This is a genomic window from Streptomyces sp. NPDC006259 (assembly GCF_042870975.1).
Lineage (GTDB): Bacteria > Actinomycetota > Actinomycetes > Streptomycetales > Streptomycetaceae > Streptomyces.
The window spans coordinates 58,709-73,498 of record NZ_JBIAHY010000010.1; the positions used below are offsets into that span (position 1 = coordinate 58,709).

At 70.4% G+C, this 14,790-nt stretch carries 12 protein-coding genes and 1 pseudogene; 8 read left to right on the forward strand and 5 right to left on the reverse strand.

All coding sequences use genetic code 11. The annotated features are described in order from the left end of the window. The first annotated feature begins 63 nt into the window (after positions 1 to 63). Complete coding sequence (locus tag ACFYO5_RS33350; protein ID WP_356562316.1) at positions 64 to 561, forward strand: DUF2975 domain-containing protein; 498 nt, start codon at positions 64 to 66, stop codon at positions 559 to 561. Continuing rightward, positions 561 to 872, forward strand: a complete 312-nt coding sequence (locus ACFYO5_RS33355; protein ID WP_388716075.1) for a helix-turn-helix domain-containing protein — start codon at positions 561 to 563, stop codon at positions 870 to 872. The genes ACFYO5_RS33350 and ACFYO5_RS33355 overlap by 1 nt, the downstream gene beginning before the upstream one ends. 146 nt (positions 873 to 1,018) lie before the next feature. Here ACFYO5_RS33355 and ACFYO5_RS33360 read toward each other — a convergent pair whose 3' ends face one another. From ACFYO5_RS33360 to ACFYO5_RS33370, 3 genes are all read right to left on the reverse strand, one after another. Further along, the gene (locus tag ACFYO5_RS33360; RefSeq protein WP_388716078.1) at positions 1,019 to 2,083 is read right to left on the reverse strand and encodes a lytic polysaccharide monooxygenase; all 1,065 of its coding nucleotides are present in this window, start codon (positions 2,081 to 2,083) and stop codon (positions 1,019 to 1,021) included. Positions 2,084 to 2,588: 505 nt separating this feature from the next. After that, positions 2,589 to 3,380, reverse strand: coding sequence for a hypothetical protein (locus ACFYO5_RS33365; RefSeq protein WP_388716081.1), 792 nt, complete (start codon positions 3,378 to 3,380; stop codon positions 2,589 to 2,591). A gap of 160 nt (positions 3,381 to 3,540) precedes the next feature. After that, positions 3,541 to 6,375, reverse strand: a complete 2,835-nt coding sequence (locus ACFYO5_RS33370) for an aconitate hydratase (protein WP_388716085.1) — start codon at positions 6,373 to 6,375, stop codon at positions 3,541 to 3,543. Positions 6,376 to 6,888: 513 nt separating this feature from the next. Between ACFYO5_RS33370 and ACFYO5_RS33375 the strand changes: the two genes are divergently transcribed. The 3 genes from ACFYO5_RS33375 to ACFYO5_RS33385 all read left to right on the forward strand — a co-directional run bounded on the left by ACFYO5_RS33375 (position 6,889) and on the right by ACFYO5_RS33385 (position 10,193). Further along, complete coding sequence (locus ACFYO5_RS33375; RefSeq protein WP_388716088.1) at positions 6,889 to 8,160, forward strand: MFS transporter; 1,272 nt, start codon at positions 6,889 to 6,891, stop codon at positions 8,158 to 8,160. 238 nt (positions 8,161 to 8,398) lie between these two features. Next, the gene (locus ACFYO5_RS33380; protein ID WP_388716091.1) at positions 8,399 to 8,599 is read left to right on the forward strand and encodes a DUF4236 domain-containing protein; all 201 of its coding nucleotides are present in this window, start codon (positions 8,399 to 8,401) and stop codon (positions 8,597 to 8,599) included. 64 nt (positions 8,600 to 8,663) lie between these two features. Beyond that, positions 8,664 to 10,193 (forward strand): helix-turn-helix domain-containing protein, encoded by a 1,530-nt coding sequence (locus ACFYO5_RS33385; protein WP_388716094.1) that lies wholly within the window; start codon positions 8,664 to 8,666, stop codon positions 10,191 to 10,193. Positions 10,194 to 10,607: 414 nt separating this feature from the next. On the opposite strand, the gene ACFYO5_RS33390 is transcribed toward ACFYO5_RS33385, so the two are convergent. Next, a complete protein-coding gene (locus ACFYO5_RS33390; protein WP_388716097.1) occupies positions 10,608 to 11,177 on the reverse strand; it encodes a TetR/AcrR family transcriptional regulator in 570 nt (189 codons plus the stop codon). A 549-nt stretch (positions 11,178 to 11,726) separates the two neighbouring features. Between ACFYO5_RS33390 and ACFYO5_RS33395 the strand changes: the two genes are divergently transcribed. From ACFYO5_RS33395 to ACFYO5_RS33405, 3 genes and pseudogenes are all read left to right on the forward strand, one after another. Beyond that, a complete protein-coding gene (locus ACFYO5_RS33395) occupies positions 11,727 to 12,428 on the forward strand; it encodes an SDR family oxidoreductase (protein WP_388716100.1) in 702 nt (233 codons plus the stop codon). A 17-nt stretch (positions 12,429 to 12,445) separates the two neighbouring features. After that, positions 12,446 to 13,324: an alpha/beta fold hydrolase gene (locus ACFYO5_RS33400; RefSeq protein WP_388716104.1), complete on the forward strand. Its 879-nt coding sequence runs from the start codon at positions 12,446 to 12,448 to the stop codon at positions 13,322 to 13,324. Positions 13,325 to 13,363: 39 nt separating this feature from the next. Further along, positions 13,364 to 13,612 (forward strand): annotated as a pseudogene (locus ACFYO5_RS33405) (CocE/NonD family hydrolase); the annotation flags it as partial. A 73-nt stretch (positions 13,613 to 13,685) separates the two neighbouring features. Here ACFYO5_RS33405 and ACFYO5_RS33410 read toward each other — a convergent pair. After that, a complete protein-coding gene (locus tag ACFYO5_RS33410; RefSeq protein ID WP_388716107.1) occupies positions 13,686 to 14,669 on the reverse strand; it encodes an EamA family transporter in 984 nt (327 codons plus the stop codon). Positions 14,670 to 14,790: the final 121 nt, after the last annotated feature.

Below are 14,790 nucleotides of genomic sequence, written 5' to 3' on the forward strand. Positions count from 1 at the left end.
CGCACTTGCCCTGCCTATCGAATATCGATAGCTTTCCATCGTGATTCGATGGAAGGGGAGAACATGGGAAAGCTGACCGTGCTCGCACTGCGGGGTGTGCTCGTGGCACTGCTCGCCGGTTCGGGGTTCTTGCAGGCGGTGATGGTTCCGCTGTTGGGCCGGGATCTGGACGACGTCGACACGGACCTCGCCTACCCGCCCGCCGCGTTCCTGGTGATCGTCGTCCTGGGCGTCGTGACGGCACAGGTCGTCCTGGTCTGCGTGTGGCGCCTGGTGACGATGGTGCGCCGTGGAACCGTCTTCTCCCACGCCGCTTTCCGCTACGTCCACATCGTGATCGGAGCCTTCGTGGCGGCCGCCCTGCTGATGTTCACGCTCGGGGTGCTGCTGGCACCGGGCGAGGCCGTCGCCCCCGGGATCGTCCTGCTGATCGGCGGCGCCGTCATGGCGATCCTGGGGGTGGCACTCGTCGTACTCGTGCTGCGCATGCTGCTCGCCCAGGCCGTTGCGCGCGACATCGAGGCGGCGCGGATGCGGGACGAGCTGGCGGAGGTGATCTGATGCCGATCGCCGTCGACATCGACGTGATGCTGGCCAGGCGGAAGATGTCCGTGGGCGAACTCGCGGAACGCGTCGGAATCACACCCGCCAACCTGGCCGTCCTCAAGAACGGCCGCGCCAAGGCGGTGCGTTTCTCGACACTGGCCGCCCTTTGTGAGGTCCTGGAGTGCCAGCCCGGAGATCTGCTGCGCTGGGAGGCCGGGGCGGAGACCGGGGCCGCTCCGGAAGCGGAGCCCGGGGCCGGATCGCAAGCCGGGGTGGGGGCCGGATCGCAAGCCGGGGCCGGTGCCGCCGTCGGCGCGGACGGGTGAGGTGACGCGGTCACGGCCCTGCCCCACTCCACCCGAGCCCGGGCACACCAGGCGTGCCCGGGGCTCCGAGGCCAGGCATGCCGGGGCTCCGAGGGCCACGGAAGCCCCGGAGCCCCGGTTCAGCGTGAGGTGGCGGCCGTTACCACTCAACCGACCCGGCAGGGAAGGGTCGCCGTGCTGTCACCGCCTGGTCCTGAGACGACGTATCCGAAGGTCGCGCTCCGGCCCGGACTCAGGGAGCCGTTCCAGCCGGCGTTGTGGACCATCACCGCCTGGCCGTTGTACGTGGCGGCGCCGTTCCACAGGCTGTCGACCTTCTGGCCGGCGGCCAGGGTCCAGTCGACCATCCAGCCGAGCATCGGGACGTCGCCGGAGTTGGTGACGGTGACCTCGGACTGGTAGCCGCCGTTCCAGCTTCCCGTCGTCCTGCGGGTGGCCGTGCAGGTGCCGGGCACCGGCTCGGTCGGGTTGCCGGGCTGGTGGATGCCGGTCACTTCGCCGTTGCCGCCGTCGAAGACGACGTCGGAGCAGGAGTAGAAGGTCTCGGCGCTGTCCGAGCGCTGCCACACCATGTAGATGATGTGCCGCCCCGACTTGCCTTCAGGGAGCTTGCCCTTCCAGGCGTAGTCCGCCTCGACCGTGCCGGGGCTGCCGTTGAGCGGCGGGTGGTCGACGCTCAGGAACGGCCGGTCCTCGATGGCGTCCCAGGTGAGGGTCCGGGTGGGGTCGAAGCCGTCCTTGGTGATGTAGACGTAGAACCAGCCCGGGTGGGCGGCCCAGGCGTTGTAGGAGAAGTCGATGGTCGCACCCGAGGTGAGGTGGGTGAGCGGCCAGTCGGCGCGGGGTGCGTCGAAGCCGGTGAAATTCGTGTTTCCGCCGCTGCAGAGCTGCCCGTCGGGCACGAAGCCGCGAGTACGGCCGGCGCCGTCGGAGCGGAGTACGGAGAACCAGTTGTAGAACGGCGTGGTCCCGCTGACCTGCTGCGCGTTTCGACAGGCCGGGTTGATCGGCTTGATCTCACCGGTGTCGGTCAGCCCGTCCTGCCAGCACAGGAAAGTGCGACTGCCGGGCTTCATGGGAGTGCCGTGCGCTTCGGCCTTGCCACCGGCCGTGACGATGAGTCCGACGGCGGGGAGGGTGGCGAGGAGGGAGAGGAGCACCAGGAGGAGGGCCTTGGTCCGTAACCTGGCCCTCAGGCTTGTCATGATCATGACATTATTGACGTCTCGCATAGGAAGTGTCCTTCCATCTACGGACCGTGCGGGCGGGGAGTCGTGCGGGGTGGAGCAGTGCGGGTACTGGTGGAGCGGGTACTGATGGAGCGGCGCGCACCCCGGATACCGGAACCGGAGACCGGACACGAGAGACGGCATACCGGCTACGGGCTACGGGCTACGGGCTACGGGCTACGGGCTACGGGCTACGGGCTACGGGCTACGGGCTACGGGCTAATGCATACAGACTCGTGCATGCCGGATACCGGCTGATGCATACCGGCTCATGCATGCCGGATACCGGATACCGGGGTAGGGAGGCGGAAGCGATCCCGGCGGGTTCCGGTCCACCATGTGGGAGCGCTCCCACCTCACCTGTGCCGGAAGGTAGCGCTAAGGAGCCGACTTGTAAACGGAATCGGCGCGAATGCGACCAGCGGAGGCGAGCCAGCGGACGCGAGCGATGGGAGGAACGCGGGTCCGGCGGCGGTGCCCGGAGGCGTTACCGCTGCCTCTCGTCGGCGGGTGCGCCGTACCAGCGCCATTGGGTGAGGCGGGGACGACCGGGGAGTTCCGCGCGGCCCGTGGCCCACAGGAGGGTGGGCCAGCGGGCGGTGTCCGTCGGGGCGTCCGGGAAGAGTCTGGTCAACACCCGGTCGCAGAGGCCGGCCTCGGGTGTCGAGCCGAGGCCGAGGCCGAGTCCCTCCGTGACGTCGTGCAGGTGCACCAACGTCTCGACGACGCCCATCGCGGCGAAACCCTCCGGGTCGGCCACGCCGAAGACGTGGTGCGAACGGACCGTCGGCGGCGTGGTGCGCACGACAGCCGTGAGCAGCGCGCCGCACGCCTCCAGGACCTGCAACAGGCCCGCCGGGCCGGCGGCACGATCGACGAAGACGACGTTCGCCGGCCCGTCCGGCCTCCTCCGGGTCCACGCGAACGGCACGTGCGTGTCCGACGGCGGGGTCTGGGGGCCGAGTTGGGCGGCGTAGGAGAACAAGTCGTCGGCCAGGTGCTCGACGGTCTCCCAGCAGTCCCACTCCAGGGAACCGGCCTTGGCGTTCCAGTTCGACGCCGCCGCCGCCCGGCGCAGGGTGGTCACGGCCAGGCGGACGGCGTACTCGACGTCGTCCGCAGTGACGGGACCGCTCGTGCCGGACGCACCCGTACAGGCACCGCCCACGCCCGGATCACCCACGCCGGGACCGCGGCCCAAGCCCGGATCACCCACGCTGGGACCGCCCATGTCGGGATCGTCGGTCACGGAACCGTCTGCTGCGCCTGCTTCATGCATGGCCGGACCGTATCCCACCGGAGCCGGAGGGATGACCGGGAACCTGCGTGGCCGCACACGGCGGAGGGCCGCACCCCCGTCACCGGGGGTGCGGCCCTCGAACGCGCTTCGACCGCGCTGCCTGACCGGTCCGCGACCGCGTTGCCGGGCCGCTTGCCCGTTACTTGCGGATCAGGCTGCGCAGGACGTACTGCATGATGCCGCCGTTGCGGTAGTAGTCGGCCTCACCGGGGGTGTCGATGCGGACGACCGCGTCGAACTCGACGCCCGTGTCGGTGGTGACCTTGACCGTGCGCGGGGTGGTGCCGTTGTTCAGTTCCTCGACGCCGGTGAAGGAGAAGGTCTCCTCGCCGGTCAGGCCGAGGGAGGCGGCGGACTGGCCCTCCGGGAACTGGAGCGGGAGGACGCCCATGCCGATGAGGTTCGAGCGGTGGATGCGCTCGTACGACTCGGCGATGACGGCCTTGACGCCGAGGAGCGCGGTGCCCTTGGCGGCCCAGTCGCGGGACGAGCCGGAGCCGTACTCCTTGCCGGCCAGGACGACCAGCGGGATGCCCTGCTCGATGTAGTTGCGCGAGGCGTCGTAGATGAAGGACACCGGCGCGTCCGGCTGGGTGAAGTCGCGGGTGTAGCCGCCCTCGGTGCCCGGCGCGATCTGGTTGCGCAGGCGGATGTTGGCGAACGTGCCGCGGATCATGACCTCATGGTTGCCTCGGCGCGAGCCGTAGGAGTTGAAGTCACGACGCTCCACACCGTGCTCGGTGAGGTACTTGCCGGCCGGGGTGTCGGCCTTGATGGCGCCGGCCGGGGAGATGTGGTCGGTGGTGACCGAGTCGCCCAGCTTGGCCAGGACGCGGGCGCCCGTGATGTCGGAGACCGGGGTGGTCTCCATCGTCATGCCCTCGAAGTACGGGGGCTTGCGCACGTACGTGGACTGCGGGTCCCACTCGAAGGTGTTGCCGGTCGGGATCGACAGGGCCTGCCACTGGGCGTCGCCCGCGAAGACGTCCTGGTAGGACTTGTTGAACATGTCCTCGCCGATGGCGTTGGCCACGACGTCGTTGACCTCGGCCTCGGTGGGCCAGATGTCCTTGAGGTAGACCGGGTTGCCGTCCTGGTCGGTGCCCAGGGCGTCCTTGGTGATGTCCACCTTCATGGAGCCCGCGAGCGCGTACGCGACGACCAGCGGCGGGGACGCCAGGTAGTTCATCTTGACGTCGGGGTTGATGCGGCCCTCGAAGTTCCGGTTGCCGGAGAGGACCGAGGTGACCGCGAGGTCGTGGTCGTTGACGGCCTGGGAGACCTCCTCCGGCAGCGGGCCGGAGTTGCCGATGCAGGTGGTGCAGCCGTAACCGACCAGGTTGAAGCCGACCTTGTCGAGGTACGGCGTCAGACCGGCCTTGTCGAAGTAGTCGGTGACGACCTTCGAGCCCGGGGCGAGGGTGGTCTTGACCCACGGCTTGCGGGTCAGGCCCTTCTCCACGGCCTTCTTCGCGACGAGCGCGGCGGCGACCATGACGTACGGGTTGGAGGTGTTGGTGCAGGAGGTGATGGCCGCGACCGTCACCGCACCGTGGTCGATCTCGTACGTCGAGCCGTCGGGGGCGGTCACGGTGACCGGGTTGGACGGGCCCGCGCCGGGCACGACGGCCGAGTGCTGCGGGGCGCCGGCGCCGTTGTCCTCGTGGCCGTAGGCCGGGGCGTCGCTGGCCGGGAAGGACTCGGCGCCGGCCTCGTCCACCGGGGACTCGACGCCGTGCGGCTTCTCCTGCGCCGGGACGCCCGGCTTGCGGTCGTCGCCGCCGGTGACGCCGGCCTCGACGTAGTTGAGGACGTCGGCCTTGAACTGCTCGGCCGCGTTCGCGAGGACGATGCGGTCCTGCGGGCGCTTCGGGCCGGCGATCGACGGGACGACGGTCGACAGGTCCAGCTCGAGCTTCTCGGAGAAGTCCGGCTCGGCCTTCGGGTCCAGCCAGAGACCCTGCGCCTTGGCGTAGGCCTCGACGAGCGCGACCTGCTGCTCGTCACGGCCGGTCAGGCGCAGGTACTTCAGCGTCTCGTCGTCGATCGGGAAGATCGCGGCGGTGGAGCCGAACTCCGGGGACATGTTGCCGATGGTGGCGCGGTTGGCGAGGGAGGTGGCGGAGACGCCCTCGCCGTAGAACTCGACGAACTTGCCGACGACGCCGTGCTTGCGCAGCATCTCGGTGATCGTGAGGACGAGGTCGGTGGCGGTGGTGCCGGCGGGCAGCTCACCGGTGAGCTTGAAGCCGACGACGCGCGGGATGAGCATGGAGACCGGCTGGCCGAGCATCGCGGCCTCGGCCTCGATGCCGCCGACGCCCCAGCCGAGGACGCCGAGGCCGTTGACCATGGTGGTGTGCGAGTCGGTGCCGACCAGGGTGTCGGGGTAGGCCTGGCCGCCGCGGACCATGACCGTGCGCGCCAGGTGCTCGATGTTCACCTGGTGGACGATGCCGGTGCCGGGCGGGACGACCTTGAACTCGTCGAACGCGGTCTGGCCCCAGCGCAGGAACTGGTAGCGCTCCTTGTTGCGGCCGTACTCCAGCTCGACGTTCTGCGCGAAGGCTTCGTTGGTGCCGAACTTGTCGGCGATGACGGAGTGGTCGATGACCAGCTCGGCGGGGGCCAGCGGGTTGATCTTCGCCGGGTCGCCGCCCAGCTCCTTGACGGCCTCACGCATGGTGGCGAGGTCGACGACACAGGGCACGCCGGTGAAGTCCTGCATGATCACGCGGGCCGGCGTGAACTGGATCTCCTGGGAGGGCTGGGCCTGCGAGTCCCAGTTGCCGAGGGCGCGGATGTGGTCGGCGGTGATGTTCGCGCCGTCCTCCGTGCGGAGCAGGTTCTCCAGCAGGACCTTCAGGCTGTAGGGAAGGCGCGCGGAGCCCTCGACCTTGTCCAGCCGGAAGATCTCGTACGACTCGTCGCCCACCGGCAGCGTGCTGCGGGCGTCGAAGCTGTTCGCCGACACGACAGTCTCCTTCATTCATGTGCGCGTTCCACCGCATCCTGCCGTCACGCGGGCTTGGCCGATCCGCTAAGGTCAGGCTAAGTTAGGCCACCCTTACCGGGGTGGCGGCTGCGGGTGCGCCGCGGCAGATATCTCGATGTCGAGATAACTCTAGTACATTGGGGCTGGTTGGTCATGCCCGGGCCCGCCGTGACCGCTGTCCTCCGATCGAGGCGTTTGACAGCGAACCCGGTCGCTTCGGCCTCCTCGGCGCGGTCGGCGTCACGTCTCCGGTGGTGCTGGGTGGCACGTCACATCTCCGGCGGTACTGAGCGGCGGCGACCGGGCAGCACGTCGGGTCCGAATGTGACTGGAGCGGGACCGGCTTCTCCTGATGGACTTCGGTCGCGAGGCGGTGCGATCACCTCGCGACCGTTCCGGCCGCACCGGCGCGACGGCGAGCGGGAGCGCCGGCTCTCGGCGGCGGGGGTCCGGCATCCATGATCACCGGAGTCACCAGGGGGAGCCCACAGCATGACCGGCACCACGGAGGCCCTTGGCGGGCCGGCCACAGTCGACGACGCGGCACGAAGCGTCACGCGCCCCTTCTACGTGTACGCCGTGCTCGCCAACTCGCTGTTCCAGCGGGGCGTATTCGTCCTCTTCCTCTACCAGCGAGGCTTCTCGGCCGGGCAAGTGGCCCTCCTTCAGACACTGCTCTACCTGGTCAGCGGACTCGCGGAGTTGCCGACGGGAGTCATCGCCGACCGCATCGGCAGGCGGGCCGGCATCGTGACCGGTCAGGTGCTGATAGCGGGATGCCTGCTCGGTCAGGTGACGTTCTCCGACTACTGGGTGTTCCTGACGCTGTTCATCGGACAGGGCGTGGGCATGGCATGCGTGTCCGGTTCGGACACCGCCCTGCTGTACGACCTGCTCGTGCGTCGTGGCGCGACGGCCGGCTACGTCAGGATCAGGTCCCGGTTCACCATGCTCGGGACGGTCACCTCGGGAGCCGCCATCGCCCTCGGCGGCCAACTGCAGCAGATCTCCTGGGGAGTCGTCTACGCAGGTTCGGCGGCGTGCCTCGTCCTGGCCGTGGTGGTGCTGATGTCACGGGTGCCCGAGATCCGCGGCGCGGACGCGGTGGACGAGCGGGACGGAGCCGAGAAGGGGCACCGCGACGCCACGGCATGGCGGGCGATGCTCCGGGTCGCCACCCCGGCGCTCGTGACGCTGGTCGTGGTGTCCGGATTGATGCACGCGACGTTGACGCCGTACATCATCTTCACCCAGAAGACCCTCTCCGATCAGGGAGCGGGCACCGCATCGGTCAGCGTGGTCATATCGGCGGGATTCTTCGTCGGCGGGCTCGTCCCCCTGCTGTCGGACCGCGCGGACCGGCGCATCGGGTATCGGGTCATCGTCCCGGTGTCTCTCCTGGCGCTCGCCGTGGCGCTCGGCCTGACCGGCCTCGGCCTTGTCCAGGTCACCATCGCCGCGTTCCTGGTCCTGGTCGGCGTTCCCGAGATCACGGCCGTGCTCGTGGACAACGTGTTCAACGAGGCGGTGCCGTCGCGCCACCGGGCGAGCCTGCTGTCGATGATCGCGTTCGTGGAGTCGGCGTTCATCGGCATCGGCTATCTCGTCCTCGGCGCGCTCATGGACGGGTTGGGCTCCGGTGTGGGCATGGCCGCCTACGCCGCGGTCCCCCTGCTGGCCTGTCTTCTGTGGCTCCCAGTGCTCTTCCGAGGGGCACGGGTGACCAAGGGGGTCGAGAAGCAGCTCCCCGCGCGGAAGCGGTGACCGGCGGCCCCGCGTCGGGAAGATCGGTGTCGCGGAAGCGGTGTCCGGGGTTCCCGGCAGTTCCCGACCCTTCGTCACTCGTCGATACCCCGGTAGGCCTGTCGGTGCGTCAGCACCGCGCGCGAAGGTGCCGGGATTCCGGTGTGCCCCGGCCATGGCCCGGGCGAGCGGGGGTAGACGAAGGCGGAGCGTCCGTGGCACACCGAGCCCGACCCGCCGACCGAGAAGGAGGTTCGCGATGCCCCTCACTTTCCGCAAGAGTTTCCGCATCTTTCCGGGGGTGCGCCTGAACATCAACCGGCGTTCGTGGTCCATCACGACCGGCGGCGGCTCGCACGGGCCGCGTCACACCCACAGCAGCACCGGGCGTCAGACGACGTCGGTGGATCTGCCCGGGCCTTTCGGGTGGCGTCGTACGCGTACCGCCAAGCGTCGTTGACGGGGTGTCATCCGAACGGACCCCCCAAGAGGTGCGATCTCATATCTGAGATAACCTCAACCTCATGGCAGACGACTACCTCCTACGCATCGGCAGGCTCATCCGTGACGCCAGGCAGCACCGCGGCTGGACACAGGCGCAGCTGGCCGAGGCGCTCGGGACAAGCCAGAGCGCCGTCAACCGCATCGAGCGCGGGAACCAAAACATCAGCCTTGAGATGATCGCTCGAATCGGTGAAGCTCTGGACAGTGAGATCGTCTCACTGGGCTACGCGGGGCCGATGCATCTGCGCGTGGTGGGCGGCCGACGGCTGTCCGGCGCCATCGACGTGAAGACGAGCAAGAACGCGTGCGTGGCCCTGCTGTGCGCCTCGCTGCTCAACCGGGGGCGCACGGTGCTGCGCCGGGTCGCCCGCATCGAGGAGGTGTACCGCCTCCTGGAGGTGCTGAACTCGATCGGCGTACGCACGCGCTGGATCAACGAGGGCGTGGACCTGGAGATCGTGCCGCCCGCCGAGCTGGACATGGCGGCCATCGACGCCGAGGCCGCCGTACGGACCCGCTCGATCATCATGTTCTTCGGCCCGCTGCTGCACCGCATGGACCAGTTCAAGCTGCCGTACGCCGGTGGCTGCGACCTCGGTACGCGGACCATCGAGCCGCACATGATCGCGCTGCGCCGGTTCGGGCTGGACATCGCGGCGACGGAGGGCCAGTACCACGCCGTCGTCGACCGCGCCGTCCGCCCGGACCGTCCGATCGTGCTGACCGAGCGCGGGGACACCGTCACCGAGAACGCGCTGCTGGCGGCCGCCCGGCACGACGGGGTCACCGTCATCCGCAACGCCTCCTCCAACTACATGGTCCAGGACCTCTGCTTCTTCCTGGAGGCGCTCGGTGTCGAGGTCGAGGGCATCGGCACCACCACGCTCACCGTGCACGGCGTGCCGGACATCGACGTCGACGTGGACTACTCCCCCTCCGAGGACCCGGTCGAGGCGATGAGCCTGCTGGCCGCCGCCGTCGTCACGGAGTCGGAGCTGACGGTGCGCCGGGTGCCGATCGAGTTCCTGGAGATCGAGCTGGCCGTGCTGGAGGAGATGGGGCTCGATCACGACCGTACGCCGGAGTACGCCGCCGACAACGGCCGTACCCGTCTGGTGGACCTCACGGTCCGGCCCTCGAAGCTGGAGGCGCCGATCGACAAGATCCACCCGATGCCGTTTCCCGGTCTGAACATCGACAACGTGCCGTTCTTCGCGGCCATCGCGGCCGTCGCCCAGGGCAAGACCCTCATCCACGACTGGGTATACGACAACCGCGCGATCTACCTGACCGACCTGAACCGGCTCGGTGGGCGGCTCCAACTCCTCGACCCCCACCGGGTGCTGGTGGAGGGCCCGACCCGCTGGCGCGCCGCCGAGATGATGTGCCCGCCGGCCCTGCGGCCCGCGGTGGTCGTCCTGCTGGCGATGATGGCGGCGGAGGGCACGTCCGTGCTGCGCAACGTGTATGTCATCAACCGCGGTTACGAGGACCTGGCCGAGCGGCTGAACTCGATCGGGGCGCAGATCGAGATCTTCCGCGACATCTGAACGTCCTGAGAGGCATGACCGTCACACCCGATCCGGCTCGCGAGTAAGCGGGGCGGGGAGGGAGTGCGGCGGCATGCGTGGGACCGCTCCGGGACTTTTTCGCCGTCGGTGAGGCAGGCGTGCGGCACGTCTCCGCTTCGCCGCCGGGGAAGGCCTTCGTTCGGGCCGCTCCGGGATCTTCCGGGGGGCCTTCAGAGCTTCGAGGCTTCGGGCCTTCAGGGCTTCGGAACTTCGGGGCTTCGGGGCTTCGGCCGGGCGGTCCACGCTCGGGCGACGCCCCCGCCAGGCCGGAGTCTTCGGCTCGGAACCCCCGACGCCACGCCGGAGTCCGCGACTCGATGACTCCGGCGTGGCGTCGCTGTTCCGCTCCGTCCGGACCGCTCAGCGGCTCAGGCAGCCGCCGGCTTTCGGTCGTCAGCGCACGTCCGCCGCGTCGAGCAGGGTGACCACCGTGGGCGCGACGAGCCCCGTCAGTGTGTCCGCACCGATGCCCGCGCGGGCGCTGGCACCGTCGAAGACCAGGCTGAGCTGCCGGGCCAGTAGACCGGGATCCCTTGCCCCGCCCCGCTCCGCCTCGGCGCGGAAGAAGGCGGTCAGGTTCTCCTTGACCTGATGGGCGACCTGGCTCGCGGGGTGGCTCTGGTTCTTCAGCTCGACCTGCGCGGCCAGGAAGGGGCAGCCGTGGAACTCGGGCGCCCGCGACTGTGATTCCACCCGCTCGAAGACATGCAGGATCCGCTCCCTGGGGGAACGGTCGTCGTCCGCCGCGGGCAGGAGTTCCGCCACGTAGGCCGAAGTGCGCCGCTCCAGACTCGCCGCCAGCAGTTCGTCCTTGCTCTGGAACAGCTGGTACATGGAGCGCTTCGACACGCCCGCCGCCTTGCACAGCGCCTCGACGCCGATACCGACACCGTCCCGGTAGGTGAGCGTGGCCGCCGCCTCCAGCAGCCGCTCCCTGGGGCTTCGTTTCACTTCGGTGGTCATACCACGAGGTTAACCCAGAGAGAGGCACAATAAAACCGATCGGTTTCCATGATGGCCCCCGCGCGGCTTCCAGGGTGGCGCCCGCGCGGAGTCTCGGCGACGCCACGGAGAAAGGCGGCCCCGAGCCATGGCGGTGTGCACACCCGGCCTCCCCGGCGGGGCGACACGCCCCGGAGCCACTCCGAGCCATGACCCCACCCCTGGAACCGCACGGTCGTCGAACGCGGCCCCCTTCGGCGCACAGACCCGGCGAGCAGCCCCTCCCCTCGGCAGCACTTGACGGCCGCCGCCGCACCCGAACCGTCGGTGAGCCCTGACATTCCCACGGACTCCCCCGCCGCACGACCGACACCCACTCCCCCGCCGCACGGCCGACGCCGACATGGACCAGGCCGAACGGACGGGTGGAGACGTCCCGGGCCCCCCGGATCAGGAACGACATCCCGAAGCCGAGCCCACGCGACTGGCGCCCCTGAAGAACTTGCGCCCGAAAACCGATCGGTTTACTGTGATGAAACCAGTCGGTTTCCCATTTCTCTGGAGGCAGTCATGACCGCTTTGAAGGGCGCAAACGTCTTCGTCACCGGCGGCAGCCGTGGCATCGGCAAGGCGCTGGTGGAGGAGCTGTACGCGCGTGGCGCCGGCAAGGTCTACGCCACGGCCCGCGACCCGCGGAGCGTGACGCATCCCGACGCCGTCCCGGTCGCGCTGGAGGTCACCGACCCCGCCTCCGTGGCGGCGGCCGCCGCACAGGCGCAGGACGTCACCGTACTGATCAACAACGCCGGTGCCGCGGTCGGCGCCTCCTTCCTCGACTCCCCGGTCGACGACGTACGCCGGGAGTTCGAGACCAACTTCTACGGCCCGCTCCTGGTCGCCCGGGCCTTCGTCCCGGTCATCGAGGGCAACGGCGGCGGCCACCTCCTCAACGTGCACTCCGTGCTGTCCTGGCTGGCGCTCGGCGGCTCCTACAGCGCCTCGAAGGCGGCCCTGTGGTCGCAGACGAACTCCCTGCGCCTGGAGCTTCAGCCGCGCGGCATCGCCGTCACCGGACTGCACGTGGGTTACGTGGACACCGACCTGGCGGCCGGCGTCGACGCGCCCAAGTCCGATCCCCGGGACGTCGCCGCCCTCGCCCTCGACGGCGTCGAGGCGGGCGCGTACGAGGTGCTCGCCGACGACATCTCGCGGCAGGTCAAGGCGGGCCTCGCCGGGGACCTGGCCGGGCTGTACGCCCAGCTCGCCAAGTAGGACGGGGAGACGGCGAGATGCCCAGCCAGGAGTCACGTCCCACGATCCACATCCCGGGGACCACCAGCCACACCCTCGCCCCGCGCGCAGGACGACACGGCCACGAGGGAACGCTGCGCTACCTCAAGGCGGGCACCGGTGCTCCCCTGGTCCTGCTGCACACCGTGCGCACCCAGGCCGAGCACTTCCGCCTCCTCATCCCGCTGATCGCGGACCGGTACACCGTGTACGCCCTCGATCTGCCGGGGATGGGCTACTCCGAGATCGTCCCCGGTGCGTCGTACGACGAGCCGGCGATGCGCGCGGGCGTCGAGCGGCTCCTCACCGCACTCGACCTGCACGACGTGACGTTGGTCGGGGAGTCCATGGGGGCGGTGCTCGCCCTGACCACCGCGGCCGATCTGCCGGAGCGGGTACGGCGCGTCGTCGCGGTGAACACCTACGACTACCGCGACGGCATCGCCCGGTCCGGTCTCCTCGCCCGCGTGGTGGTCAGCGCCGTCCTCGCGCCGGGAGTGGGTCCGGTGGTCGCCGGAGTGGAGCCCAGGGCCGCCCTCCGCAAGATCCTTCAGGGCGGCCTCGGCGACCGGAGCGCCCTGCGGGCGGACTACGTGGACGAACTCCTCCGGGTGGGGGGCCGCCCCGGCTACCCGGCCGTCGCCCGGGCCGTGTACCAGAACCTGCCCGGCCTCATCGCGGCCCGCTCGCGCTACCCCGAGGTGCAGGCCCCCGTCCACCTGGTCTACGGCGAGAAGGACTGGTCCCGCCCCTCGGACCGGGAGGCCGACAAGCGGCTGCTGCCGGCCGCCGACTTCACACAGGTGCCGAAGGCCGGCCACTTCATCGCCCTGGAACGCCCCGACGTACTGGCCGACCTGCTGAACGCGGCGGCGTGAGCGCCCCGGACCACGGTGACCACCACGCAGGAGCGGTACATGACGGGGACCCGGATCCGCTCCCGCCGGGCCGGTAGACGTCCGCGCGCGGCACCGTACCGTCACGCGTCTCCGACGGAACGTCGAACCGGCGTCCTCGACCCCCTGGCGGCGGTCCGGCGCGGCTTCGTGGTCGTCCTCCAGGACACCCGCGGCCGGTTCGCCTCCGAGGGGGACCGGGAGCCGTTCACGTACGAGGAGAGCGACGGTTACGACACCGTGCGGTCGGCCGCCGCGCTCCCCGGCTCCAACGGCTGCCTCGGCATGGTCGGGGGCAGTCGCTTCGGCAGCACCCGGTGGATGAAGGCGCCGGGCTGGTCGGTTACCGGGGCTCGGCGACCGCCCTCTTCGCCGGGACCTTCACGGGGGCGGCGAGAAGGACCAGCCCCAGGCCGAGGACGGCCAGGCCGCACCAGGAGACGTACGGCAGGCGCTCGCCGAGGACGGTGACGCCCAGGACGGCGGCGACGGCGGGTTCTGCCAGGGTCAGTGAGGTGGCCGCCGACGCGGACGTACGGCGCAGTCCGTGCCCGAAGAGGCGGTAGGCGAGGTAGACGGTGAACAGGGCGAGGTAGCCGGCCACCGCCGCGCCCCTGACGGTGCCGAGCCAGGTGACGTCCACGAACGGGGCGAGCGGCAGCACGAGCAGCCCGGCGGCGCCGAACAGCGCGCCCATCACCGCGCCGGACTCGTGCCCGTGGGTGATGAGCCGGGCGCCGATCGACGCGTAGACGGCGTACGAGAGTCCGGCGATGGCGGCGAGCAGGACGCCTGTGAGGTCCACCGGTGTGGTGGCTCCGGTGAGCCGGGGGCCCAGCACCAGGAGGGTGCAGCCGAGGACGGCGGCCGAGGTGGCGCCGGTCCAGCGTGCGGTCGGCCGGGCCTGCCCGGTGAGCCAGGACAGGAGTCCGGCGAGGACCGGCGCGCTGCCGAGCGCGATCACGGTGGCCACCGCCACTCCGGTGCGGGCCACCGCCGGGTAGAAGGTGACCGGGTATCCGGCGACGGTGAGGGCGCCCAGGACGAGCAGCCACCGCTCGGAGCGGGTGCAGCGGGCCGGCAGGGACCGGGCGCCGCGGGTGGTGAGCAGGAGCAGGATGCCGCCGAGGGTGAGACCGGCGCAGCCGATGGCCGCGGCGGGCGCGCCGGCCGGGGCGAGGGAGGCGGCGGTCCCGGTCGTGCCCCACAGCACGGCCGCGGTGAGCAGGGGGGCGGGACCGCCGAGGAGGGGGTGGCGCGGGCCGGTGCGGTGCGGGGCCGGGGTGGCCGGGCGCGCGGGAGTCAGGGATGAGGTGCGGTTCGGCACAGTCGTGGGTCTTCCGTCGTCGAATGCGTCTGGGACTCGATCCGGAACGGGCGCACGACACGGCCGCCGGCCGGCGCGGGAAGCGGCCGGTCGGGGCGGGGTGGGGCAGATCGGTCGGTGC

Coding starts and splice junctions, on each gene's coding strand:
- ACFYO5_RS33380 (WP_388716091.1), top strand. CDS start 8,399: ATGCCCCTCACTTTCCGCAAGAGTTTCCGCATCTTTCCGGGGGTGCGC.
- ACFYO5_RS33385 (WP_388716094.1), top strand. CDS start 8,664: ATGGCAGACGACTACCTCCTACGCATCGGCAGGCTCATCCGTGACGCC.
- ACFYO5_RS33375 (WP_388716088.1), top strand. CDS start 6,889: ATGACCGGCACCACGGAGGCCCTTGGCGGGCCGGCCACAGTCGACGAC.
- ACFYO5_RS33360 (WP_388716078.1), bottom strand. CDS start 2,083: ATGATCATGACAAGCCTGAGGGCCAGGTTACGGACCAAGGCCCTCCTC.
- ACFYO5_RS33350 (WP_356562316.1), top strand. CDS start 64: ATGGGAAAGCTGACCGTGCTCGCACTGCGGGGTGTGCTCGTGGCACTG.
- ACFYO5_RS33365 (WP_388716081.1), bottom strand. CDS start 3,380: ATGCATGAAGCAGGCGCAGCAGACGGTTCCGTGACCGACGATCCCGAC.
- ACFYO5_RS33400 (WP_388716104.1), top strand. CDS start 12,446: ATGCCCAGCCAGGAGTCACGTCCCACGATCCACATCCCGGGGACCACC.
- ACFYO5_RS33395 (WP_388716100.1), top strand. CDS start 11,727: ATGACCGCTTTGAAGGGCGCAAACGTCTTCGTCACCGGCGGCAGCCGT.
- ACFYO5_RS33390 (WP_388716097.1), bottom strand. CDS start 11,177: ATGACCACCGAAGTGAAACGAAGCCCCAGGGAGCGGCTGCTGGAGGCG.
- ACFYO5_RS33355 (WP_388716075.1), top strand. CDS start 561: ATGCCGATCGCCGTCGACATCGACGTGATGCTGGCCAGGCGGAAGATG.